Source organism: Ruegeria sp. TM1040 (assembly GCF_000014065.1).
Taxonomy (GTDB): Bacteria; Pseudomonadota; Alphaproteobacteria; order Rhodobacterales; family Rhodobacteraceae; genus Epibacterium.
The window spans coordinates 2,459,323-2,480,330 of the sequence record NC_008044.1 but is presented as its reverse complement, the minus strand read 5'-3'; the positions used below and the strand labels follow the sequence as shown (position 1 = coordinate 2,480,330).

At 59.9% G+C, this 21,008-nt stretch carries 20 protein-coding genes; 4 read left to right on the top strand and 16 right to left on the bottom strand.

Annotation, left to right across the window (positions count from 1 at the left end; translation table 11 throughout):
* Positions 1-14 precede the first annotated feature (14 nt).
* The 3 genes from TM1040_RS16210 (at position 15) to folD (ending at position 3,009) form a co-directional block, all read left to right on the top strand.
* Positions 15-1,691 carry a formate--tetrahydrofolate ligase gene (locus TM1040_RS16210; protein WP_011539678.1) on the top strand — a complete coding sequence of 559 codons (1,677 nt, stop codon included), beginning with the start codon at positions 15-17 and terminating at the stop codon, positions 1,689-1,691.
* A 65-nt stretch (positions 1,692-1,756) separates the two neighbouring features.
* Positions 1,757-2,062, top strand: a complete 306-nt coding sequence (locus TM1040_RS16205) for a chorismate mutase (RefSeq protein ID WP_011539677.1) — start codon at positions 1,757-1,759, stop codon at positions 2,060-2,062.
* A 44-nt stretch (positions 2,063-2,106) separates the two neighbouring features.
* Positions 2,107-3,009 (top strand): bifunctional methylenetetrahydrofolate dehydrogenase/methenyltetrahydrofolate cyclohydrolase FolD, encoded by a 903-nt coding sequence (folD, locus tag TM1040_RS16200; RefSeq protein WP_011539676.1) that lies wholly within the window; start codon positions 2,107-2,109, stop codon positions 3,007-3,009.
* A 112-nt stretch (positions 3,010-3,121) separates the two neighbouring features.
* On the opposite strand, the gene TM1040_RS16195 is transcribed toward folD, so the two are convergent.
* From TM1040_RS16195 to TM1040_RS16135, 13 genes are all read right to left on the bottom strand, one after another.
* Positions 3,122-4,429: an ATP-binding protein gene (locus tag TM1040_RS16195; RefSeq protein ID WP_011539675.1), complete on the bottom strand. Its 1,308-nt coding sequence runs from the start codon at positions 4,427-4,429 to the stop codon at positions 3,122-3,124.
* 163 nt (positions 4,430-4,592) lie between these two features.
* Positions 4,593-5,090: a prepilin peptidase gene (locus tag TM1040_RS16190; RefSeq protein WP_011539674.1), complete on the bottom strand. Its 498-nt coding sequence runs from the start codon at positions 5,088-5,090 to the stop codon at positions 4,593-4,595.
* Between the two features lie 15 nt (positions 5,091-5,105).
* On the bottom strand, positions 5,106-5,957 hold the full coding sequence (locus TM1040_RS16185; RefSeq protein ID WP_011539673.1) for a tetratricopeptide repeat protein: 852 nt from the start codon (positions 5,955-5,957) through the stop codon (positions 5,106-5,108).
* A gap of 33 nt (positions 5,958-5,990) precedes the next feature.
* Positions 5,991-6,596 carry a tetratricopeptide repeat protein gene (locus tag TM1040_RS16180; RefSeq protein ID WP_011539672.1) on the bottom strand — a complete coding sequence of 202 codons (606 nt, stop codon included), beginning with the start codon at positions 6,594-6,596 and terminating at the stop codon, positions 5,991-5,993.
* 9 nt (positions 6,597-6,605) lie between these two features.
* The gene (locus TM1040_RS16175) at positions 6,606-7,577 is read right to left on the bottom strand and encodes a type II secretion system F family protein (RefSeq protein ID WP_011539671.1); all 972 of its coding nucleotides are present in this window, start codon (positions 7,575-7,577) and stop codon (positions 6,606-6,608) included.
* Between the two features lie 10 nt (positions 7,578-7,587).
* Positions 7,588-8,556: a type II secretion system F family protein gene (locus tag TM1040_RS16170; protein ID WP_011539670.1), complete on the bottom strand. Its 969-nt coding sequence runs from the start codon at positions 8,554-8,556 to the stop codon at positions 7,588-7,590.
* Positions 8,556-10,013, bottom strand: a complete 1,458-nt coding sequence (locus TM1040_RS16165) for a CpaF family protein (protein WP_011539669.1) — start codon at positions 10,011-10,013, stop codon at positions 8,556-8,558. Before TM1040_RS16165 ends, TM1040_RS16170 begins: the two co-directional genes overlap by 1 nt.
* A 32-nt stretch (positions 10,014-10,045) precedes the next feature.
* Positions 10,046-11,290: an AAA family ATPase gene (locus TM1040_RS16160; RefSeq protein ID WP_011539668.1), complete on the bottom strand. Its 1,245-nt coding sequence runs from the start codon at positions 11,288-11,290 to the stop codon at positions 10,046-10,048.
* A gap of 249 nt (positions 11,291-11,539) precedes the next feature.
* Complete coding sequence (locus TM1040_RS16155; RefSeq protein ID WP_011539667.1) at positions 11,540-12,163, bottom strand: OmpA family protein; 624 nt, start codon at positions 12,161-12,163, stop codon at positions 11,540-11,542.
* A 21-nt stretch (positions 12,164-12,184) separates the two neighbouring features.
* Positions 12,185-13,594 carry a type II and III secretion system protein family protein gene (locus TM1040_RS16150; RefSeq protein ID WP_044026877.1) on the bottom strand — a complete coding sequence of 470 codons (1,410 nt, stop codon included), beginning with the start codon at positions 13,592-13,594 and terminating at the stop codon, positions 12,185-12,187.
* A 213-nt stretch (positions 13,595-13,807) separates the two neighbouring features.
* Positions 13,808-14,671: a Flp pilus assembly protein CpaB gene (gene cpaB, locus TM1040_RS16145; protein WP_011539665.1), complete on the bottom strand. Its 864-nt coding sequence runs from the start codon at positions 14,669-14,671 to the stop codon at positions 13,808-13,810.
* Between the two features lie 133 nt (positions 14,672-14,804).
* On the bottom strand, positions 14,805-14,999 hold the full coding sequence (locus TM1040_RS16140) for a Flp family type IVb pilin (protein WP_011539664.1): 195 nt from the start codon (positions 14,997-14,999) through the stop codon (positions 14,805-14,807).
* Between the two features lie 106 nt (positions 15,000-15,105).
* A complete protein-coding gene (locus tag TM1040_RS16135) occupies positions 15,106-15,291 on the bottom strand; it encodes a Flp family type IVb pilin (protein WP_011539663.1) in 186 nt (61 codons plus the stop codon).
* 355 nt (positions 15,292-15,646) lie between these two features.
* Here TM1040_RS16135 and TM1040_RS16130 point away from each other — a divergent pair, with 355 nt between their 5' ends.
* Positions 15,647-16,465, top strand: a complete 819-nt coding sequence (locus tag TM1040_RS16130) for a lytic transglycosylase domain-containing protein (RefSeq protein ID WP_011539662.1) — start codon at positions 15,647-15,649, stop codon at positions 16,463-16,465.
* 196 nt (positions 16,466-16,661) lie between these two features.
* Here TM1040_RS16130 and TM1040_RS16125 read toward each other — a convergent pair whose 3' ends face one another.
* The 3 genes from TM1040_RS16125 to topA form a co-directional block, all read right to left on the bottom strand.
* On the bottom strand, positions 16,662-17,288 hold the full coding sequence (locus TM1040_RS16125) for a CoA transferase subunit B (RefSeq protein ID WP_011539661.1): 627 nt from the start codon (positions 17,286-17,288) through the stop codon (positions 16,662-16,664).
* Positions 17,289-17,291: 3 nt separating this feature from the next.
* Positions 17,292-17,996, bottom strand: coding sequence for a CoA transferase subunit A (locus TM1040_RS16120; protein WP_011539660.1), 705 nt, complete (start codon positions 17,994-17,996; stop codon positions 17,292-17,294).
* A 284-nt stretch (positions 17,997-18,280) separates the two neighbouring features.
* Positions 18,281-20,962, bottom strand: coding sequence for a type I DNA topoisomerase (topA, locus tag TM1040_RS16115; RefSeq protein WP_011539659.1), 2,682 nt, complete (start codon positions 20,960-20,962; stop codon positions 18,281-18,283).
* Between the last annotated feature and the right edge of the window lie 46 nt (positions 20,963-21,008).

The following is a 21,008-nucleotide window of genomic DNA, read 5'->3' as shown; positions in this document are numbered from 1 at the left end:
TAGGAATACCGGCTATGAGCTATAAGAGTGACATTGAGATCGCCCGCGCGGCGAACAAGCTCCCGATCCAGGAGATCGGCGCCAAACTGGGCATGAAAAACGACGACCTGCTGCCCTATGGCCACGACAAGGCGAAGGTGAGCCAAGAGTTCATCAACTCCGTGCAGGGCAATGAAGACGGCAAGCTGGTGCTGGTGACCGCGATCAACCCGACCCCGGCGGGTGAGGGCAAGACCACCACCACCGTTGGTCTGGGCGATGGTCTGAACCGTATCGGCAAAAATGCGATGATCTGTATCCGCGAAGCGTCCCTCGGGCCGAACTTCGGCATGAAGGGTGGCGCCGCCGGTGGCGGCATGGCGCAGGTTGTGCCGATGGAGGAAATGAACCTCCACTTCACAGGCGACTTCCATGCGATCACCTCGGCGCACTCGTTGCTGTCGGCCATGATCGACAACCACATCTACTGGGGCAACGAGCAGGAAATCGACATCCGCCGCGTTGCATGGCGTCGTGTGGTCGACATGAACGACCGCGCCCTGCGCCAGATCACGGCGTCGCTGGGTGGGGTGTCCAACGGCTTCCCGCGCGAAACCGGTTTTGACATCACCGTGGCTTCCGAGGTCATGGCGATCCTCTGCCTTGCCAACGACCTGAAGGACCTGGAAAAGCGTCTCGGCGACATCATCGTGGCCTATCGCCGCGACAAGACCCCGGTTTACTGCCGCGACATCAAGGCCGAAGGCGCGATGACCGTTCTCCTGAAGGACGCCATGCAGCCCAACCTCGTTCAGACCCTGGAAAACAACCCGGCGTTTGTACACGGTGGCCCGTTTGCGAACATCGCACATGGCTGTAACTCCGTGATCGCAACCAAGACCGCGCTCAAAGTGGCGGATTACGTTGTCACAGAAGCAGGCTTTGGGGCCGACCTCGGCGCCGAGAAGTTCATGAACATCAAATGCCGCAAGGCCGGCATCGCCCCCTCTGCGGTGGTGGTCGTTGCGACCGTGCGCGCCATGAAGATGAACGGTGGCGTGGCCAAGGCGGATCTGGGCGCGGAAAACGTCGAGGCGGTCAAGAACGGCTGTGCAAACCTCGGTCGTCACATCGAGAACGTCAAATCCTTTGGCGTGCCTGCGGTCGTGGCGATCAACCACTTCGTCACCGACACCGATGCGGAGATCAATGCGGTCAAGGAATATGTCGCCTCTCACGGCGTCGAGGCGATCCTGTCGCGCCACTGGGAGCTGGGCTCCGAGGGCTCCGCGCCGTTGGCTGAGAAGGTGGTCGAGCTTGTTGAGGGTGGCGGTGCAAACTTCGGTCCGCTCTATCCCGATGAGATGCCGCTGTTTGAGAAGATCGAAACCATCGCCAAGCGCATCTATCGCGCTGACGAGGTTCTGGCCGATGCCAAGATCCGCAACCAGCTGAAAGAGTGGGAAGAAGCGGGCTATGGCCATCTGCCGGTCTGCATGGCGAAGACCCAGTATTCGTTCTCGACCGATCCGAACCTGCGCGGTGCGCCCACCGGCCACTCGGTTCCGGTTCGCGAAGTGCGCCTCTCGGCGGGTGCGGGCTTTATCGTGGTGGTTTGCGGTGAGATCATGACCATGCCGGGTCTGCCACGCACCCCGGCGGCGGAAAGCATCTGCCTCAATGAAGAGGGCCTGATCGAAGGCTTGTTCTAAGGCACGAAATCGGCAATCTGCGGCCCGGGGCATATGCCTCGGGCCGTAGGAGTTTTGATAGAGAGATGACCCACCGCAAACCGCCGCAAGACTGTGTAGATATGACCGAGCTGCGTCAGGCGATCGACGCCATCGACGTGGAGCTGGTAAAGCTGCTTCGGGCACGCGTTGACTACATCGACCGTGCCGTAACCCTGAAACAGGCAAACGGATGGCCCGCGCGCATCCAGTCCCGGGTTGAAGAGGTGGTTTCCAATGCGTGTCAGACCGCCGATGAGGAAGGTCTCGATACGGAACTGGTGGAGCGCATCTGGCGCGATATGGTGGATTGGTCGATTTCGCGGGAAGCGCGTGAAATCCCCGAGATTTGAGCCGACTCACAATCGAGTTCGGCCCCCTGAGAAGGATAGATACGATGGCAGCAGAAATCATTGACGGGAAGGCCTTTGCGGCCAAGGTCCGCGGTCAGGTGACCGAGCATGTGACCCGCCTGAAAGAAGAACACGGCATCACTCCGGGGCTGGCGGTTGTGCTGGTCGGTGAAGATCCGGCCTCTCAGGTCTATGTGCGCTCCAAGGGCAAGCAGACCGTTGAGGTGGGCATGAACTCCTACGAGCATAAGCTCGACGCTGACACCTCCGAAGCGGATCTCCTGGCGCTGATTGACCAGCTCAACAAGGACTCCGAAGTGCATGGGATTCTGGTGCAGCTGCCTCTGCCCAAGCATCTCGACGAGGATCTGGTGATCAACTCCATCGCGCCGGAAAAAGATGTCGATGGCTTTCATATCTCCAATGTGGGCCTGCTTGGGACGGGACAAAAATCCATGGTCCCCTGTACGCCGCTTGGTTGTCTGATGATGTTGCGCGACTATCATGGCTCGCTGTCTGGTCTCGATGCCGTGGTGATTGGCCGCTCCAACATCGTGGGCAAGCCGATGGCTCAGCTCTTGCTGGGGGACAGCTGCACGGTGACGATTGCGCATTCGCGGACCAAGGATCTGCCCGAGGTGGTGCGCCGCGCCGACATCGTGGTGGCGGCGGTGGGCCGTCCCGAGATGGTTCCGGGTGACTGGATCAAGGAAGGTGCAACCGTTATCGACGTTGGCATCAACCGCATCGACGCTCCTGAGAAGGGCGAGGGCAAGACTCGTCTGGTGGGGGATGTCCACTATGAGAGCGCAGCGGCGCGCGCCGGGGCGATTACACCGGTGCCCGGCGGGGTTGGTCCGATGACGATTGCCTGTCTTTTGGCGAATACGGTCACGGCCTGCTGTCGTGCGAACAATCTCTCCGAGCCCGAAGGCCTGACGGCCTGATGCGGCCCTGAGGGGCCGCTGCCTCCGGCGGAGATATTTTTGAAAAGATGAAAAAGGCGTCGGGGCTGTTGCCTCCGGCGCCTTTTGGTTTTGCAGGGCGTTTGAGCCGGGACTATTTGACGATGACTTCGTCTCTGACAAACATGTTTGCCCAAGCGCGGTCGATCAGTTCTGGCGACATCTGATAGGGGATGCCTTCGAACTCGCAGATGGAGATCATCTGGTCGATCAGGAACACCGGCTGATAGTTTGCGTAGACATTGTCGATGGTGGGGTATTTCGTCTTCAGAAGATGCACCAGCGCGGCCTCATCGAGGGGCATGCCTTTCTTGCGCGCCACCATGGCAAAGATCTTGAGGAAGTTTTCCTGATCCGGCCCGTCGATTTTGATCTTGAAGAAGATGCGGCGCAGGGCCGCCTGATCGAAGATCTCATTGGGGTGGAAGTTGGTGGAGAAGATCACCAGCGTGTCAAAGGGGACTTCGAATTTTTCACCCGATTGCAGCGCGAGGATATCTTTGCTTTCCTCCAGAGGGACGATCCAGCGGTTGACCAGGGCCTGCGGGCTCTCGGCCTGGCGTCCAAGGTCGTCGACGATGAAAATGCCGCCGGTCGACTTGAGTTGCAACGGGGCCTGATAGGTGCGCGCGGTGGGGTTGTAGACGAGATCCAGCATCGACAACGATAGCTCGCCGCCTGTGACCACTGTGGGGCGCTCGCAGCAGACATAGCGTTCGTCAAAACGGCGCCGCTTGCGCAGGGCATTGGGGTCCACGGGCTCTGCTGCGACCTCGGTGTGGACGATCGGATCGTACACCGTGATGACCTGGCCGGCGTATTCAATCGCGCGGGGCACATAGACCCGGTCACCAAGCGCGTCCCGGATGCCATTGGAAATAGAGGATTTCCCGTTGCCGGGTGGACCATACATCAGGATCGACCGGCCTGCGCTTACGGCGGGGCCGAGGTGGTCCAGGAGGCTGTCGGGCAGGATCAGGTGGCCCATGGCCGAAGTAAGCTGCTGGCGCGTCACCATGATATTGCGGATCGACTGGCGCTTTACCTGTTCGCGGTACACGTCAAGCGGCACCGGCATTGCGCCAAAATATTCCGACTGCGACAGCGCATCGAGCGCGCGGGCCTTGCCCGCGTCGGTCAGCTGATAGCCCATCTCATTGCCGGAATTGGCATTGAGGGTCCCTGTGGCCTCAAGGAGCTTCTGGCCACGCGCGAGGTCGACAAGCTCTTGGGTGACAGACGTCGGCAGGCAGATCGCGCCGGCCAGATCGGTCACCATGTCGAGGTTCTTTCGAAACATCGTCTTCAGCAGGATGTCCCGCATCATCACCAGTGGCAGACGCATTTCTGCCAGCCCCTTGGGGGGCGGGGGAGCCATGACCGTCTGGTTCTGCATGTTCATCAGGCGAGCCTCTTTTCACGCGGGTTGGGACGGCGATGCCGTCACGTTTGATCTTGGAAAGAGACTATTCAACACTGTGGCAAGACCACGGCAGCCCTGCAGCAATTCCGCGAAGGACCACGGTGATTTTCAGGATATTTGCCCGACGTTTCAGGGCAGGGGGCTAGACTGGAACAAAGGCCGCTAGACCGAGGTAGATCGCAAGGGTCGCGCCAAGGCACAATCCCATTGGAAACTTCGCGCCCGTATTCCAGCTCTGCCAATGGGGTGCGAGGCGGCGCAGGGGGGTGTGGCGCGCAAGGCGATGGGCCAGAAAACCCGACAATAGCGTAATCGCAAAGATGATCATGATCAGCTTCAGGTCCGCAAAAGCCACATAAGGCGCTGCGGCACCTGCAAATTTTGCATCTCCCGCCCCGACCAGACCGCTGGCGTAGAACAGGTATCCGATGGCGATGCCGACAGGCAGATGCAGCAGCTGCCAGCCGTAGTCCGCCCATGTCGGCATCACCAGGAGGCCAAGCAGGATGTAGATCAGTCCAAGCGTGTCGACCGTCCAGTTCGGAATGCGCATGCTGCGCAGATCGTTCAGCGCCACCACATAGCACAGCGGCACAACGAAGGGCAGGAACCACAGGGCGGCCTCGGGCGGGAAATGCATCTGTCGCGGCTCCGATCAGCCGTTTTCGAGCGCTTCCAGCGCGCGGGCGGCAGCATCAAAATGCTGCGGGTGGGTCTCGATGGCTTCCCGCAGGAGGCCTTCACCCGTGCTGACATCGCCCTGTTTCACCGCAGAGAGCGCCATCGTATGCAAGAGCTGCGCACGCTCGGTCTGGGTCATTGCGATCACGGGCAGGCTGTAGTTGCGTTGCGCGCCGCGGGCCAGAACGAGGTTGTTCTTGGCGGTGAAGAGGCTTGGGTCCTGACGCAGCGCCTCGCCAAAGAGACGCTCGGCCCCGCTGAAGTCTCCGCGGGTGAGCTTGGAATAGCCCCAGTTGTTGAACACGCCTGCCGGTTTCGTCGTCAGGCCCACGGCTGTCTCGTAAAAGCTGTCAGAGGCCTTCCAGTTTTGTTCCGAATCCGCGACCATGGCCTCGAGGCGGTAGCGTTTGAAGGTCTCATGGGTGGGCGGCACGGTATCAAGCACCTGACGCGCCTTATCCCACTCGTTGTTGCGGATGAGGGCATCGGCGAGCTCGACGCTGTCGGCGCTTTGGGCCTCGGGCAGATCGACCACGCGCTGCCATGCGGCAGCTGCTTCGGTATAGCGCTTGGCCCGAATAAGCGAGCTTGCCAGTCCACGGTTCAGATCAATCCGATCCGGTGACTGTTTCACACTGCGCTGAAAGTACGAGACGGCCTCATTGGGGTCGGCACTGTTGAGCACGACACTGTTGAGGTTGCTTTCATCAACGACATTGACGTCCTGAAGCGCGCGGTCGACGGCTTCTTTATCAATTTCCTTGCTGCACGCTGTCAGGGACAGCGCCCCAATCAGCCCTGCGGCCAATAGACCCATGTGGCGCATTTTGCTGCGTCCTTTTCTGCTCTGCCTCTGGCGCTACGGTGTCGTTTCGATGAGGAACACGCCCCCGCCTTTTCGCACCAGTTTATCTTGATCGCCTGTGGGGGCAGTATGCCCTGTGTTGTCAAGATTTTCGAGAGCGAGGCGCAAATTATCGCGGATTGCGTCACTTTGGCCATTGTCGAGCGCATAGGCGCGGCGCAGGATCTGTTCGGCCTCCGCATATTCCCCCTTCTCGAGGAGCACGGTGCCGAGGTTGTTGAGCGCTTCGGGCCACTGGGGTTCCTTGTCAACGGCTTGACGCAAAAGCGTTTCCGCCTGTCCGAGCCGTCCCAGCCCGAGGTTGGCCGAGCCAAGACCCGACAGCACTTCGGCTGTGAGCCCCTCTTCGAGGGCGGCACGGTTGAAGGCCTCGATCGCCAGTTCGTACTGATCCGCGGCCAGCAACCTGTGCCCGACCTCCAGCGCCCGAACGCTTTCGCCGCGCTGATCGACGCCGGGGGCCCAGACACCATTTGGCGACACCGGCTTGAGGGGCTGTCCCTGTCCCGAAACACATGCCGCCATCAGTGCAAGGGCACTGATGGCGGCTGTGGGTGAAACAAGGCGGAAAAGGTGGGTGCGCCCGTTTCGAAACTGCATTTTGTTGGCCTATTTTCCTATGTTTCCCAGCCCCTGAACAGAAGGAGCAATCAGGATCGCCAGCAAGGGCGGAACTGTCAGCCCCATTGTGGCAAGGGTCATTTTGGTTGGCAACTTGTTTGCGGCTTCCTCGGCGCGCATCACGCGTTTGTCCCGCATTTCCCCGGCATAAACCCGGAGCGCATCGGCGATCGAGGTACCGAAGGCAGCCGATTGGATCATCACCGTCACAAAGGAGGCGACATCCTGCACGCCGCAGCGTGTGGCCATGTCGCGCAGAACCTTGTCCTTTTCCTTACCGGCTTTCATTTCATGGGCGACGATCTCGAATTCTTCTGCAAGCTCGGGGTAGGAGGCCTGCAGTTCCTTGCCGACACGTACAATGGATTGATCCAGAGACTGTCCGGCTTCGACGCAGACCAGCATCATATCAAGCGCGTCCGGGAAGGCGCGGGTGATCGCTTGCTTGCGCTCCTCGATGCGGCGCGTGATCCAGTAGCGGGGCAGGTAGTAGGCCGCAGCACCAGGACCGAGGACACGCATCGCAAGCTGGTTGGTCGTATATTCAACGTCGGCATTGAGGACGTAAACGAGAAACAGGCCAAAGCCCAAACCCGCCAAGCCAAGTGCAAACTGCAGGAAGTGAAAGAGCCGCACCGCATCCTTGGACTGGTATCCCGCCTGCCGCAGTTTCAACTGCATTGCAGAGAGTTCCTCGGCGTCCTGGGGCTCGAGGAAGTTGGCAAACTTTTGAAGCTGCTCGTTGCGGCTGGCCTGGCGCAGACGCTCATTCTGGGGTTTGGCGTTCTGGTCGGCGGAGAGGTTGCGCTGCAATTTCTTCAGCGGGTCTTCGGGCTGGTTAAACAGCAAGAAAGCGGCGACAACCACCAAGAGCAGCCCGAGAAATCCAACCGCCATCAGCGGGCCAAACTCACCTAGGTGCTGGATCAGGAGATCTTGAACAAGGGTCAACGGGTCCATGGCTGTCTCCTCAGACCTGGATGTTCGTCAGCTTGCGCATCACGAAGATATTTGCCGTCAGCATGCCGCCCACGATGAAACAGGCGGGCATGAACCACGGGTGGTCGATCACGTTGTCATAGTAATGCGGGTCTGAAACCAGCGTGCCAGCAAGCACGAAGAGCGGAAAGCCAGAGAGGAATTTGCCCGACCACTGCGCCTCGGCCGTGATCGCCTTTACGCGGCGAAACAGTCGAAAACGGGCGCGGATCACTTTGGCAAGCCCTGCAAGCACTTCGGCGAGGTTGCCGCCCGATTGCTGTTGGATCGTCACGGCGACCGCGAGGAAGCGCAGATCCTGCATGTCCAGACGTTCGGCCATTTCCTTCAGCGCTTCGCCCACGTCACGGCCATAGGCGCATTCATCGGCGATGATTCCAAATTCGGTGGCCAGCGGGTCTTCGACCTCTTTGGCCACGATCTGCACTGCCGAGGAAAACGGATGACCGACCCTTAGCGAGCGCACCATCAGCTCGACCCCATCGGGGAGCTGCTCTTCGATTTTGGCCATGCGTTTCTTGGCTTTGGAATTTACCCAGAAGAATACGGCCCCGACACCGATAATGACCGAGCCAAGAACGCGCACAGGAAGCGCGGCTTGTGTGCCGACGCTGAGCCCGATGAAGGCCACGCCGGTGAGACCGCACATGACGAGGATCAACTGGATCGGTGTAAAGGCGATGGCCGCCTTCTGCGCCTTCTCGGCCAGCAGGGAATAGAGTGGGATAGACTGAGATTTGAGGTGCTGCTGCATCTCCTTGCGGAGTTGCTCAAGCACCTGTTCCCGGTTGCCGCCCTTTTCCAGCATCTCGAGGCGACGGTTCACCCGGCTGTTGAGGCTGATGGATTTGCCAAAGGCAACCAGATAGATGCCTTCGACCAGCACCAGGACGCCGATGAAGATCAGCCCGTAGATAAGCGGTTCAATCCCGAATTCCATCAGCGGCTCTCCATCACGGTTGGCTCGTAGATCGACGCCGGCAGGTCATAGCCCCAGAGGCGGAAGCGTTCCGAGAAATGGCTGCGCACGCCGGTCGCGGTAAAATGGCCGATGATCTTGTTGTCGGGGGTAAGGCCCACGCGCTGGAAGCGAAAGATTTCCTGCATGGAGATAACATCGCCTTCCATCCCGGTGATCTCGGTGATGGAGGTCATCCGGCGCGAACCATCCTGAAGGCGCGAGGCCTGTACGATCAGGTTCACAGCCGAGGCAATCTGGCTGCGCACAGCCTTGATCGGCATCTCGATCCCGGCCATGGCGATCATGTTCTCGAGACGCGAGATCCCGTCACGGGCAGAGTTTGCGTGGATCGTGGTCATCGAGCCGTCGTGGCCCGTGTTCATCGCCTGCAGCATGTCGATCACTTCGGCGCCACGCGTTTCGCCGACGATGATGCGATCCGGGCGCATCCGCAGCGCGTTTTTCAGACAGTCGCGCGGGCTGACCTCTCCCTTGCCCTCGACGTTGGGCGGGCGGCTTTCCATGCGTCCCACATGGGTCTGTTGCAACTGCAGTTCCGCCGTATCCTCAATGGTCAGGATGCGCTCGGAGTTGTCGATAAAGCTCGACAGCGCGTTGAGCGTGGTCGTCTTACCAGAGCCCGTCCCGCCGGACACGATGACATTCAGACGGGTCGAGACAGCAGCCTGAAGATAGGCGGCCATTTCTTCGGTGAAGGCACCAAAGTTTACCAGATCGTCGATCTGTAACTTGTCCTTTTTGAATTTCCGGATCGACACCAGTGAGCCATCTACCGCAATCGGCGGCACCATGGCATTAAAGCGCGACCCATCCTGGAGACGGGCATCCACATAGGGATTTGATTCATCAACTCGACGCCCCACAGCCGAGACGATCTTGTCGATGATCCGCATCAGGTGCTTTTCATCCTTGAAGGTAATGTCGCTCAGTTCGAGCTTACCTGCACGTTCGATAAAGATCTGCTGGGGGCCGTTCACCAGAATATCGGAAACGGTATCATCCTTCAAAAGCGCTTCGAGCGGGCCAAGACCCGTGACCTCGTCATACAGCTCTTTCATGAGCTGCTGACGGTCTTCGCGGTTCAAAACGATGCTTTTTTCCTGAAGCACCTCATTGGAGATGGCTGCGATCTCGCTGCGCAGCTCAGATTCAGAGGCTTTTTCAAGCGCGGCGAGGTTGAGGTTCTCCAAAAGCTCTCTGTGCAGATCAATTTTGATCTCGCTCAGCCGTTCCTTGCGCTTGCGCTCACGGTCCTGCGGTGCGGCGGCAGCTGCGTTGCGCTGGTCGGGACGGCGCAGAACGGCCTTGACCCCGGCGGCAGGTGCGCTGGGGCTGGCGGCAGGTTTTGGAGCCGCGGCAGGGGCCGCTGCGGGGGCAGCAGGCGCAGAGGATTGCTTTTTGTACTTGGAAAACATTTCGATACCTTCCCGTGCTGTCGCGTTGCGACTTAGGCGGCTTCCGCCTCTGCCTGTCCCAGCTCATGCAGGTTCTTCGCCAGCTTGGCGATTTCCTTGCGCAGAGGGTTCTTGGGGGCAGAGATCGCCAGCGGTTGGCCATGATCACAGCTGTGCAGGATCGCTTTTCCGCCATCCGGGAGTTGCACGTCGATAGAAATGCCAAGACTTTCAGCAAGGCGCTTCACCCGGCTTTTGCCGTTGAGGTCGGTGAATCTCGGGGCTCTGTTGAGCAGGAAACGCAGTTTTTCAAAGGGCAGGTCTTCGGACTGAAGGGCCCGTTTGACGCGCAAGGCGTTCTGCGCCGAGCGCATATCCAGTTCGATCATCGCAAAATAGACATGCGCGAGGTTCAGCACCGTTTCGGTCCACTGCACCATTGTGTGCGGCATGTCGATGACCACAAAATCAAAGTGGCTCCGTGCCATCTCAACCACCCGCAAAATATCTTCGGGCGTGATGAACTCCAGCGGCACCATATCGGCCGGAGACGTGAGCACCTGCAGCTTGTCCTGAAAGGAAATCAGGGATTGGCCAAAGATGTCCTCATCCATGGCTTCGGTTTCGCTCAGCATCTCCATCACCGCCTCGCGGCGCGGAAGGTCGAGATAGGTCGACACCGAGCCGGTTTGCAGGTCGAGATCAAGCAGGCACACAGAGGGGCGATCGCCCGAGTTGAGCTCCGCAAGCTCCCAGGCGAGGTTGACGGCAAATGTGGACGCACCGGTCCCCCCGGCAAGTCCCTGCGTCACGATCACAGCGCCTTCGCGCTGGCTGTCTGCATGCAACTTATGTGCCCGCTGTGGCGCCGCTGCGGGTGCGGGCGCCTCTTCGGGTTTACGCAAGCGGTCAATGGCGGCCGCAAGTTCCTGTTCCGGCAGAGGGTAGGGGATGAATTCATCCGCGCCTTGGCGCAGCAGTTTGTGCAGCGCGGCGGGCGTCACATCCTCTGCCACCAGAATGACCTTGATGTTGCGGGATTTGGCCTGGGTGATGATCTCTATCATCAGCGGAAGATTGTCCTCATCCTCCGCGTCAATCGCAAGCGCCACGAACTCCAGAGTTTCGGCTTCGGGTTGATAGAAAAACGCGAGCGATTCAGTAAAGCCAAGGTCGCCCCAAGCCTCGCCCATAACCGCTTCCATGTCTTCGATCAGCAGATCGAAGTTCTGAACGTCTCGACTGATTGTGCAGGCTGCGATCGGCACAGCCTCCGTTTGCGAAATCCCACTCGTCATCGCCAGTATCCCCACATTGTTTGGCCCCGGCACCCAGCCGATGTTGGACCAGCGCCGGTTCCTTCACAAGGGACACGGCGCCTATGGGATCAGTGTCGTTCGCAATATGGGCGAGATTGGGGCCAAAAAACTCCGATTGTAGGGAATGTTAATCATGCCTAACAACTTGTTACCGCTTTGGCAGGCGGTGAACTGCCCGCCTGAAATCGGCGCGCAGCTCATTTGTCTCAGGCCCGTCCGGTCCGAGGATCACTCGTCCGTGAGCGCGGTTTTGGCCGAAATCGTAGTCGGGGAGACCGCACTCTCGACATAGTCGCGATAGATCACGGCGGCGTATTTGCCATCGAGTTCGTTCACCCGCGCCGCGACAAAGCCGCTGACTTCGGTGACGGTGCGCCGGTTGCGGCGTTCCCGCTGGTCGGTCACGATCAACGGCTGCGTCTCGCCAAAGGAGGCGACGGCCTCAAGCCGCGAGCGCGAAATGCCGCGCGAAACCAAATAGTTGACCGCAGCGCGGGCGCGCCTCAAGCCAAGGCGTTTGTTGTAGGTCTGGCTGCCCACCGCATCGGTGTGGCCATAGACCCGGAACCGCACCTCCGGGAACTGACGGATCCACTTGGCCTGTGTGTCCAGAACCCGGCGGGCCTCGCCATCCAGACGCGCGCTGTCAAAGTCGAAGTTGATTGTTGACGGAACTTCGTTGGCAAAACGGGTGGCAAGTTGCACCCGGTAGCTGCGATCACCCGAGAGCACGGCGGTGTTGTTGGCGTTTGCGGACCCAAAATACTTCGGATCAAGGGGCTCGCCCGCCTCTTTGTAGGCGCAGGCCCCGGTCGCCAAGGCCAATCCCAAAATTGCTGCATATTTCAACATCTGCGCCACCGTTTGTCTGGATCAATCAAGTAGATAGCCATAAGAGCCGTTGAAGTCCTGATTTGCAACTTCGCCTGCAGCCCCGGCCTGTGCGCGTTCGGTCTGTCCGAACAAGAACAGATTCTTCTCGCTCGGGGGGCGAATGCGATCTGTTGGCAGCGCCAGCGCTTCGCCGCGGGTCGGGGTCACCAGATGAGCCGAGACGATGATAACCAATTCGCTCTGGTTGCGGGCGTAATCTGCACTGCGGAAGAGGGCGCCCAGAACCGGCACATCGCCAAGCCAAGGCACCTGTGCGGCCCCGTCGCGGAACTCGTCCTCAATGAGACCGGCAATCGCAAAGCTCTCACCATCGCGCAGCTCTACCGTCGTTGCGGTTTCGCGGCGCGAGAAGGCGTTGATGGAGAACCCGTCAAAGGTCGCGGAATTGGTGGTGTCGATCGCCGAGACTGCAGCCTTGAGCTCCAGATTGATCAGATCGCCATCAACCACGCGCGGGATGAAGTTCAGCTCAATCCCGAAGGGTTTGAACTCAACCGTGATCACGCCATCTTCTTGCGCAACGGGGACCGGATATTCACCACCGGCGAGGAAATTGGCTTCTTGACCCGAAAGGGCCGAGAGGTTCGGCTCCGCCAGGGTGCGTACCAGACCTTTTTGCTCGAGTGCTTCCAGGAGCACGTTGAACTGCACCGCGCCAATGTCGAAACCGAACAGGGCTGCGCCAAGGGTCTCGCTCTGGAGCTGAACGGGGCTTGTGACACTGTCGCCAAAGATATTTCCGTTGCCGCCACGGTTCTGGAAGGAGCCGGTGGCAATCGCGCCATCCGAAGATCTGATCAGCATGGAGCCACCCAGCGACTTACTGACGGAGCGCTCCATTTCGGCAAAGCGGACCTTCAGCATCACTTGCTGAATACCGCCCACGGTCATCAGGTTGCTGACGCGATCCGGAGCATAGCGTTCTGCCAGATCCAGCGCGCGCTGCAGGCGTTGGGCACTGGAAACGGTGCCAGAGAGAACAATGCCATCATTGGCGGTGCGCACTTCGATCTTTTCATTGGGCAGGATCTGCTGCAGGCGCTGTTTGAACTCGCTCACATCCGCAGCGACGCGCACATCCACGTTGGTGATCAGCCCGCCAGAGCCGTCCAGCAGCGTCAGCGTCGTCAGGCCGGGCGATTTGCCCAGCACATAGATCGTGCGATCCGACAGTGAGGAAATATCCGCAATGCTGGGATTGGCGATGCTGAGTTCCGCAAAGGGCACATCGGCTTCGACCACCACGGCCCGGTTCATCGGCACATCGAGAACCGCGTTGGTGCCCTTTTTCAATACGCTGATCCCCTGCGCCACTGCGGGCGAGGGAGAATGAGCAAATAGGAGGGCCAGCCCCGTGAGGGCCGCCGCACAATACCGTCTAATTGACATGTGACCTGCCTTTCCGATCACGCCTCTGATGTGGGGTCTTTGCGCCCCGATTTTGCGGCTAATGTGCGCGACTTCGTGTTTCATTGCAAGAATCAATGACTTCGAGGCGTTTATTAAAGAGAAAGCTGAGGGGGCAGAGCCACAATAGAGGAGGCCCGCAGGATCAGATTGATCCGCGGGCCCGTTCTAACTGTCTGTTTATTTACGAAAAATCTAGTCGGTGCAGGGAATCGGGATTTCCACCACCTCTGCACCGCGTCGATTGCGAATAGTGCAGACCCTGTCTTCTTTCACCGGTTCCGCCGCTTCGAGGTCGCCAAGCCCGAAGAGGGCACGTTGATCAACCTCGACGAGGGACGCGATGGTGTCATCCTGCGCGCCGACCAAGGCCAGCGACAAACGGCCAGTGGCTTGTGCTTGTGCCAGACGGGCCACTTCTTCGGGCTGCGCCTTGACGGTGACGGTGCGCGCGATGATCGCGCTGCTGAAGTCGCCGCCCGACATCTGGTCGACCGCGATCAGCTCGATGTTGCTCTGGATCAGGCGGGTCACTTCGCCGCCGAGTTCCTGGCCACCGCGTGCGGGGGGCTGCCCGCTCCAATAGACGTCGACCCGATCTCCGGGACGCAGAAAGCCTGATACGCCGCTGGCGACGTCCACGCGGATGGCAAAGGCGCGCATGCCTTTCTCAAGCCGGGAGGTAATGCCTGCGTCCTCGCCGGGGGCGGTGACTTTGACGGCCAAGAGGGGTTCGTTCTTCTCCATGGTGCGCAGCACGAAGCGCGCGTCCTTGGGGCTGTCAGAGGGGAAAAGCTCCGCCTCCTCATGGAAAACGCCCTCGGGCAGAGCGTTCTCGGGCCACGCCACAGACCGCACACTTTCCTTGGTGAGCTCTTCACCGTAAGTCAGCGTCTTGTTGGCCACAAAGACGTTTACGGTCGGAACTGCGGCATCGCGGTTCGACCGTTCCTGGGCCAGAGCGTGTTGATAGGCCTCGATGTAGTTTTTCGCCATCATGACGGCGCCGCCAGCCAGGGCGACACCCACGATGAGCACTAATCCAAATGCGGCTCTCATGTTGGTCCCTTTCCGTGATGCTCAGGGCGTTTTGCACCGAGGGCAATGAATAGGTTGCGTGATACATGCGTCCCGGCGTCGGGCTAGAGGCCAGTAAACGGCCAGCCGAGGCTTGCGCATGTCGTCTGCCGTCTCAGAACGTGCCGTTATGCGCGCCTGTTACAAAAGCCTCCACGTCCCCGGCGAGCGTGCCGAGGAAGGCTGTGACTTCAGTGTTCATCGCGGTGCCCGCAAGGGCGCCGAGCGCGACAACCATTGCCGCCAGAACCACCCAATCGACGGTAACAGCGCCATCTTCGCTGTCTCTGAATGTCTTCAGTGTCTTCATGGATGTCCTCCAGCGAACGTGCCGCAATGGCATGTCCCGGGCCGTAAGCATGGCACGGCCCGGGACGGCATTCTGTCAGGCTAAACCAGTCGCGAAACGCGGTGGATTAGTAGCTGGAAGAGCCGTTGGCGCCCAGGAAGGTGCCGGTTGCAGCGGTTGCAGTCTCGATGCTGCCGGAGATCTGCGAGTACACCAGAGTGCCGAGAACGGCGACAGCTGCGGTCAGCACAACCCAGTCAACAGTCACGGCGCCGGATTCGTCTTTGCGGAAGTTTTTGATGAATTTGATCATGGTTCGTCCCTCCTGAGGATCGGTAAATGTTGGCATCCGGCGGGGCGTTCCGTGTCATCTGCTCTCTCACCTTCAGATGCTGTCCCGCTTTGGATGAGCCTGTTATCCCTACTCAGGGTGGCAGGAATTGGGCCGAAACCCGGAATTTGGCCGTTAAGCTTAAGAAAAGGTTACTGGGCCTGTTAACCGCATGTTTAGAAAAGAAAGTTTCGGCTTGGATTTCAGGTAAGCCCAGCGTGATCGTGCCAAATGGGGTGCAAATGTGGCGAAATGGGCCAAATCTGTCCGGCTGAACTGGATTTTCGGGCCTCGATGGCAGAGTGTGCTAGCACAAAGCAGACGATGAGCAGGCGAAATGAGTGTGAAACGGGGACTCGCGATATGCTGTGGCCTGGTGTTTGCAGCACTTGCGCAGGCGCAAGAGGCGCCCGCGCCGTTTGCCGACTTTGAGGCCAAACGTGTGCGCCCGCCCGCACCAGGCACCCAAAAGCGCATCACGGTTCAGATAGAACCCAAAGCCCCTAAGGTTGGTGAAGAGAGTGCAAGCCCTCAGGGTGAGAGCGATGTGGGCTCTGTCCCAACCGCACCTCAGGCGCGGTATGCGTGGTTCTGGGATGAGGTCGGGGCGGATCTCGCTGGGGCGTCTCCCGGACGGTTGCAGAGTAGTCTCGCGGTGCTTGAGGCGCGCAATGACATTGCCACGCCGCGACTGCAGGAGTTGCAGAGCATGATCTCCAACTATGGGGTGTCGCTGTTGACCTCGACAATCGGCACCGAAGTGTCCCCGGCCTTGGTGCTTGCGGTGATGGCGGTCGAATCCGGTGGCAAGCCTGATGCGGTGAGTCGCGTGGGGGCAGAGGGGCTGATGCAGCTCATGCCGGATACGGCGACCCAGTTCGGCGTTGATGATTCCTTTGACCCAAAACAGAACATCGCAGGCGGCGTTCGGTTCCTGGATCAGTTGATGCGGGATTTTTCGGGAGATCCGGTTCTGGTCCTGGCGGGCTACAATGCCGGGGCAGGGGCGGTGCGTGAGCATGGCGGGGTGCCACCCTATGCAGAGACGCGGGATTATGTCCCAAAGGTTCTTGCGGCGTACCGGCTGGCGCGAAATCTCTGCACGACGCCTCCGATCATGATTTCCGATGGCTGCGTGTTTCAAACGATGAAATGAGACGAGCGCTCCGCTTCGCCCCTGGAGCGGTGTTCTCGATTATACCGAAGCTGGAAAATGAGCTGAGCGGATCAGTCTACGGGGTCTGGGCAATCTGGTGACAGGTCGGATCGCTCTGCGATCTGATCGGGGCGGGGGCGCGGAGGGCTTCTGCCCTCCGCGCCCCCGCCCAACGTTTCACACTGAGCGCGTGCGATCAGTTGACGATGGTTGCCTCGGTTGCAGCCCGCAGCTCGTCTTCGGTCACGCCTTCGGCAACCTCGACGATTTTGAGACCACCCTCGACAACATCCAACACGCCAAGATTGGTGATGATGCGGTCCACGACGCCTTTGCCCGTCAGCGGCAAGGTGCATTCTTTCAGGAGCTTGGATTCGCCGTGCTTGTTGGCGTGATCCATGACCACGATGACACGCCCGACACCGGCGACCAGATCCATCGCGCCGCCCATACCTTTGACCAGTTTGCCCGGGATCATCCAGTTGGCCAGGTCACCGTTCTCTGCGACTTCCATCGCGCCGAGGATCGCGGCCGCGATCTTGCCGCCGCGGATCATGCCAAAGGAGGTGGCACTGTCGAAATAGGCCGTGCGGCGCAATTCGGTGATGGTTTGCTTACCTGCATTGATCAGGTCGGGGTCTTCTTCGCCCTCAAAGGGGAAAGGGCCCATGCCGAGCATGCCGTTCTCCGACTGCAACGTGATGTCCTTGTCACCCACGTAGTTGGCGACCAGCGTCGGAATCCCGATGCCGAGGTTTACATACATGCCGTCTTCGAGTTCCTGTGCCGCGCGCGCGGCCATTTGGTTGCGGTCCCAAGCCATGGATCAAGCCTCCTCACGCGGGCGGGTGGTCACTTTTTCGATACGTTTTTCGTGTTCGCCCTGGATCAGGCGGTGCACGTAGACGCCGGGCAGGTGGATGTGATCGGGATCAAGGCTGCCGGTGGGCACGATCTCTTCCACTTCGACCACACAGATCTTGCCGCACATCGCGGCGGGCGGATTGAAATTGCGGGCGGTCTTGCGGAACACGAGGTTGCCGGTTTCATCCGCCTTCCAGGCTTTGACGATGGACAGATCCGCAAAGATGCCGCGCTCGAGGATGTATTCCTCGCCGTCAAAGACCTTGACCTCCTTGCCTTCGGCGATCTGGGTGCCGACGCCGGTCTTGGTGTAAAACCCGGGAATGCCGCAGCCGCCTGCGCGCATGCGTTCGGCCAGCGTGCCTTGGGGGTTGAATTCCAGCTCCAGTTCGCCCGAGAGATACTGACGCATGAATTCCGCGTTCTCGCCCACATAGGACGACATCATCTTTTTGACCTGCTTGGTCTGCAGCAGGATTCCAATGCCAAAGTCATCAACGCCTGCGTTGTTGGACGCAAATGTCAGATCCTTGGTGCCCGCGTCTTTGATCGCCTCAAGCAGCAACTCCGGGATGCCGCAGAGGCCAAAGCCGCCTGCCGCAATTGTCATGCCGTCAAACAGCACCCCGTCGAGGGCCTCAGCGGCAGAGCCGTAAACCTTCTTCATGGAACTCTCCCTTCCATTTCCTCTGGGTCAAGCTAATCGCCCCAGTTGTGCTGTCGAGTCAACGAATACGCAATGGTCTGCGTATTTCTACCCATGCCAAAGGGGCCAAAGGGCCCCGTGCTTTTGGCGGGAATAGTCTGAAATAGAGGAAGAGGGTGAGACGCGTATGGCCCTAGGTGTGTGTCGAAATACACAAACGCCGCGCGAAAGCGCGGCGCTGGTCCCAACGGGAGGACCTGCATCCTGGTGCAGCGACGACGGGCGGGAGCGCGCCCCGCCTGCGGTTAATCGCCAGAGGCTTTGGCCTCTTTCTTTTTGGCGGGTGCTTTTTTCGCGGTGGTTTTCTTGGCTGTGGTCTTCTTCGCAGCAGCTTTCTTCGCGGGCGCTTTTTTCTTGCCGGATTTGGCGGCTTTTTCATTCAGAAGCTCAACCGCCATCTCCATGGTCACGTCCTTGGCCTCGGTGTCCTTGGGCAGAGTCGCATTGACCTTGCCCCATTTCACATAAGGCCCGTAGCGCCCATCCATGATGTTCACGGGCGCCTTGTCGTCCGGATGTTCGCCCAGCTCACGCAGCGGTTTTGCGGCAGCAGAGCGCCCGCGGCCCGGGTTGGCGCGTTTTTCCGCCAGCATCTCCACCGCGCGGTTCATGCCGATTTCAAAGACGTCCAGCGTTTCCTTCAGGTTCACATAGACCGGTTTTTCCTCGTCGGGACGCTGGTGCATGATGTAGGGGCCAAATCGACCGAGGTTCGACGACACCACGCCGCCCTCCGGGTGCGCGCCGATTTCGCGCGGTAGCGTCAGCAAGGTCACGGCTTGCTCGAGCGTGATCTCATTGGGGCCCCAGCCGGGCAGATAGTCCTTGCCCTGTTTCGGCAGCGAGGAGCGCGGCGGCTTCTTGTTTTCTGGCGTGGCCTCACCGCGTTGCACATAGGGGCCAAAGCGGCCGGACTTCAGGTGGATCTCGTCGCCGTCATCCTCGCCGAGGACGCGTTCATAACCTTCGGCGCCCTCGCCCGAGATCGGGCGGGTATAGTTGCATTCGGGGTAGTTGCCGCAACCCACGAAACCGCCGGTGCGCGAGGTTTTCAAATGTAGTTGACCGGCACCACACTTGGGGCAGATACGCGGGTCGCCACCATCTTCTCGCGGGGGGTAGAGCTGTGGCGCAAGCGCCTCGTCCAGCACATCCAGAACTTCCGAGATGCGCAGATCGGAGGTCTCGGAGATCGCCGCCGAGAAGTCGCGCCAGAAACTGTCCAGAAGTTCCTTGTAGTCCTTGCCGCCTGCACTGACATCATCGAGCTGGTTCTCGAGCGCGGCGGTGAAGTCATATTCCACGTAGCGCTTAAAGAAGTTCAGCAGGAAGATGGTCACGATCCGCCCTTTGTCCTCGGGGAAGAGGCGGTTCTTGTCCTTGCGGACATATTCGCGGTCCTGGATCGTGGTGATGACGCTGGCGTAGGTCGACGGGCGGCCGATGCCGAGCTCTTCCATCCGTTTGACCAATGTGGCCTCGGTATAGCGCGGCGGCGGCTGGGTGTGGTGCTGCAGTGCCAGCGTTGCGCCATCCTGCGACAGCACAGAACCGTCTTTGCCCGCTTTTTCCGCCTGAGCCGCAAGCGAACCTGCAAACTTCAGTGCTTCGCCTTGCATGATCTGCGGCAGACGCTTGTCGTCCTCGTCGACCACATCATCGCGGCCTTCTTCATACACGCGCATGAAGCCATCAAACATGACGACCTGACCGGTGGCGCGCAGCACCACCTGCTTGTCGTCAGAGCCGATGTCCACTGTGGTGCGCTCCAGACGGGCACCTGCCATCTGGCAGGCGAGCGTGCGTTTCCAGATCAGGTCATAAAGCTTGCGCTGATCATCTTCGGATACTTTGAGGCTCGCGGCGTCGCGGCTCATGTCGGTCGGGCGGATACATTCGTGCGCCTCTTGGGCGTTCTTGGCCTTGTTCTTGTAGATCCGCGGCTCGCCGGGCACATATTCCTGGCCATAGCGCTTGGCAATCTCATCGCGCGCGGCAGAGACCGCCTCCGGGGCCATGTCGATCCCATCGGTCCGCATATAGGTGATGAGCCCGGCCTCATAGAGACGCTGCGCGGCATTCATGCACTGTTTGGCGCCCATGCCGAACTTGCGGCTCGCTTCCTGTTGCAGGGTCGAGGTCATGAAAGGCGCAGAGGGGTTGCGCGCCGCCGGTTTGGCCTCAACCGACAGGACAGACATTTTGCGGCTGCTGACGGCCTGCACCGCCAGTTCTGCCGCCGTCGAGTTTGCGAGGCTGAATTTGTCGAGTTTTTCACCGCCGAGCACGGTCAGGCGCGCCTCAAACGATTGGCCGCGCGGGGTGGCAAGGTTTGCGCGGACGGACCAATATTCCTGCGGGTTGAACGCCTCGATCTCCATCTCGCGCTCCACGATGAGGCGGAGGCAAACCGATTGCACACGCCCGGCCGAGCGCGCGCCGGGCAGTTTGCGCCAAAGCACCGGAGAGAGGTTGAAGCCCACAAGATAATCGAGAGCACGCCGGGCGAGGTAGGCCTCTACCAGCGGCATATCGACATCGCGGGGGTTTTTCATGGCCTCGGCGACAGCGTCCTTGGTGATCGCGTTGAAGGTCACGCGTTTGACGTCGGTGTCCTTCTTGATGGAGCGCCGCTTGGTGAGCGCTTCTTGCAAGTGCCAGCTGATCGCCTCGCCTTCGCGGTCGGGGTCGGTCGCGAGGATCAATGCGTTGTCGTCCTTGAGCGCCTCTGCGATGGCGCGCACATGTTTTTTGGAGTCGTTGCCGACCTCCCATGTCATCGCAAAATCATCTTCGGGGTCAACGGATCCGTTCTTTGCGGGCAGGTCCCGGACGTGACCGTAGGATGCCAAAACAGTGTAGTCGGAGCCCAGATATTTATTGATTGTTTTGGCTTTGGCCGGGGATTCGACAACGACAACTGGCATGTAAGTGGGCACCTTTTCAGACGGGTTCAATCGCGCTCTATGGCCG

Bases quoted from the DNA above. Each gene is read 5' to 3' on its own strand.
- TM1040_RS16140 (WP_011539664.1), bottom strand. From the start codon at position 14,999: ATGAAGACACTGAAGACATTCAGAGACAGCGAAGATGGCGCTGTTACC.
- TM1040_RS16165 (WP_011539669.1), bottom strand. From the start codon at position 10,013: ATGTTTTCCAAGTACAAAAAGCAATCCTCTGCGCCTGCTGCCCCCGCA.
- TM1040_RS16135 (WP_011539663.1), bottom strand. From the start codon at position 15,291: ATGATCAAATTCATCAAAAACTTCCGCAAAGACGAATCCGGCGCCGTG.
- TM1040_RS16195 (WP_011539675.1), bottom strand. From the start codon at position 4,429: ATGAACATGCAGAACCAGACGGTCATGGCTCCCCCGCCCCCCAAGGGG.
- TM1040_RS16160 (WP_011539668.1), bottom strand. From the start codon at position 11,290: ATGACGAGTGGGATTTCGCAAACGGAGGCTGTGCCGATCGCAGCCTGC.
- TM1040_RS16205 (WP_011539677.1), top strand. From the start codon at position 1,757: ATGACCCACCGCAAACCGCCGCAAGACTGTGTAGATATGACCGAGCTG.
- TM1040_RS16190 (WP_011539674.1), bottom strand. From the start codon at position 5,090: ATGCATTTCCCGCCCGAGGCCGCCCTGTGGTTCCTGCCCTTCGTTGTG.
- topA (WP_011539659.1), bottom strand. From the start codon at position 20,962: ATGCCAGTTGTCGTTGTCGAATCCCCGGCCAAAGCCAAAACAATCAAT.
- TM1040_RS16170 (WP_011539670.1), bottom strand. From the start codon at position 8,556: ATGGAATTCGGGATTGAACCGCTTATCTACGGGCTGATCTTCATCGGC.
- TM1040_RS16150 (WP_044026877.1), bottom strand. From the start codon at position 13,594: ATGTCAATTAGACGGTATTGTGCGGCGGCCCTCACGGGGCTGGCCCTC.
- TM1040_RS16185 (WP_011539673.1), bottom strand. From the start codon at position 5,957: ATGCGCCACATGGGTCTATTGGCCGCAGGGCTGATTGGGGCGCTGTCC.
- cpaB (WP_011539665.1), bottom strand. From the start codon at position 14,671: ATGAGAGCCGCATTTGGATTAGTGCTCATCGTGGGTGTCGCCCTGGCT.
- TM1040_RS16175 (WP_011539671.1), bottom strand. From the start codon at position 7,577: ATGGACCCGTTGACCCTTGTTCAAGATCTCCTGATCCAGCACCTAGGT.
- TM1040_RS16125 (WP_011539661.1), bottom strand. From the start codon at position 17,288: ATGGCTTGGGACCGCAACCAAATGGCCGCGCGCGCGGCACAGGAACTC.
- TM1040_RS16130 (WP_011539662.1), top strand. From the start codon at position 15,647: ATGAGTGTGAAACGGGGACTCGCGATATGCTGTGGCCTGGTGTTTGCA.
- TM1040_RS16180 (WP_011539672.1), bottom strand. From the start codon at position 6,596: ATGCAGTTTCGAAACGGGCGCACCCACCTTTTCCGCCTTGTTTCACCC.
- TM1040_RS16155 (WP_011539667.1), bottom strand. From the start codon at position 12,163: ATGTTGAAATATGCAGCAATTTTGGGATTGGCCTTGGCGACCGGGGCC.
- TM1040_RS16120 (WP_011539660.1), bottom strand. From the start codon at position 17,996: ATGAAGAAGGTTTACGGCTCTGCCGCTGAGGCCCTCGACGGGGTGCTG.
- TM1040_RS16210 (WP_011539678.1), top strand. From the start codon at position 15: ATGAGCTATAAGAGTGACATTGAGATCGCCCGCGCGGCGAACAAGCTC.
- folD (WP_011539676.1), top strand. From the start codon at position 2,107: ATGGCAGCAGAAATCATTGACGGGAAGGCCTTTGCGGCCAAGGTCCGC.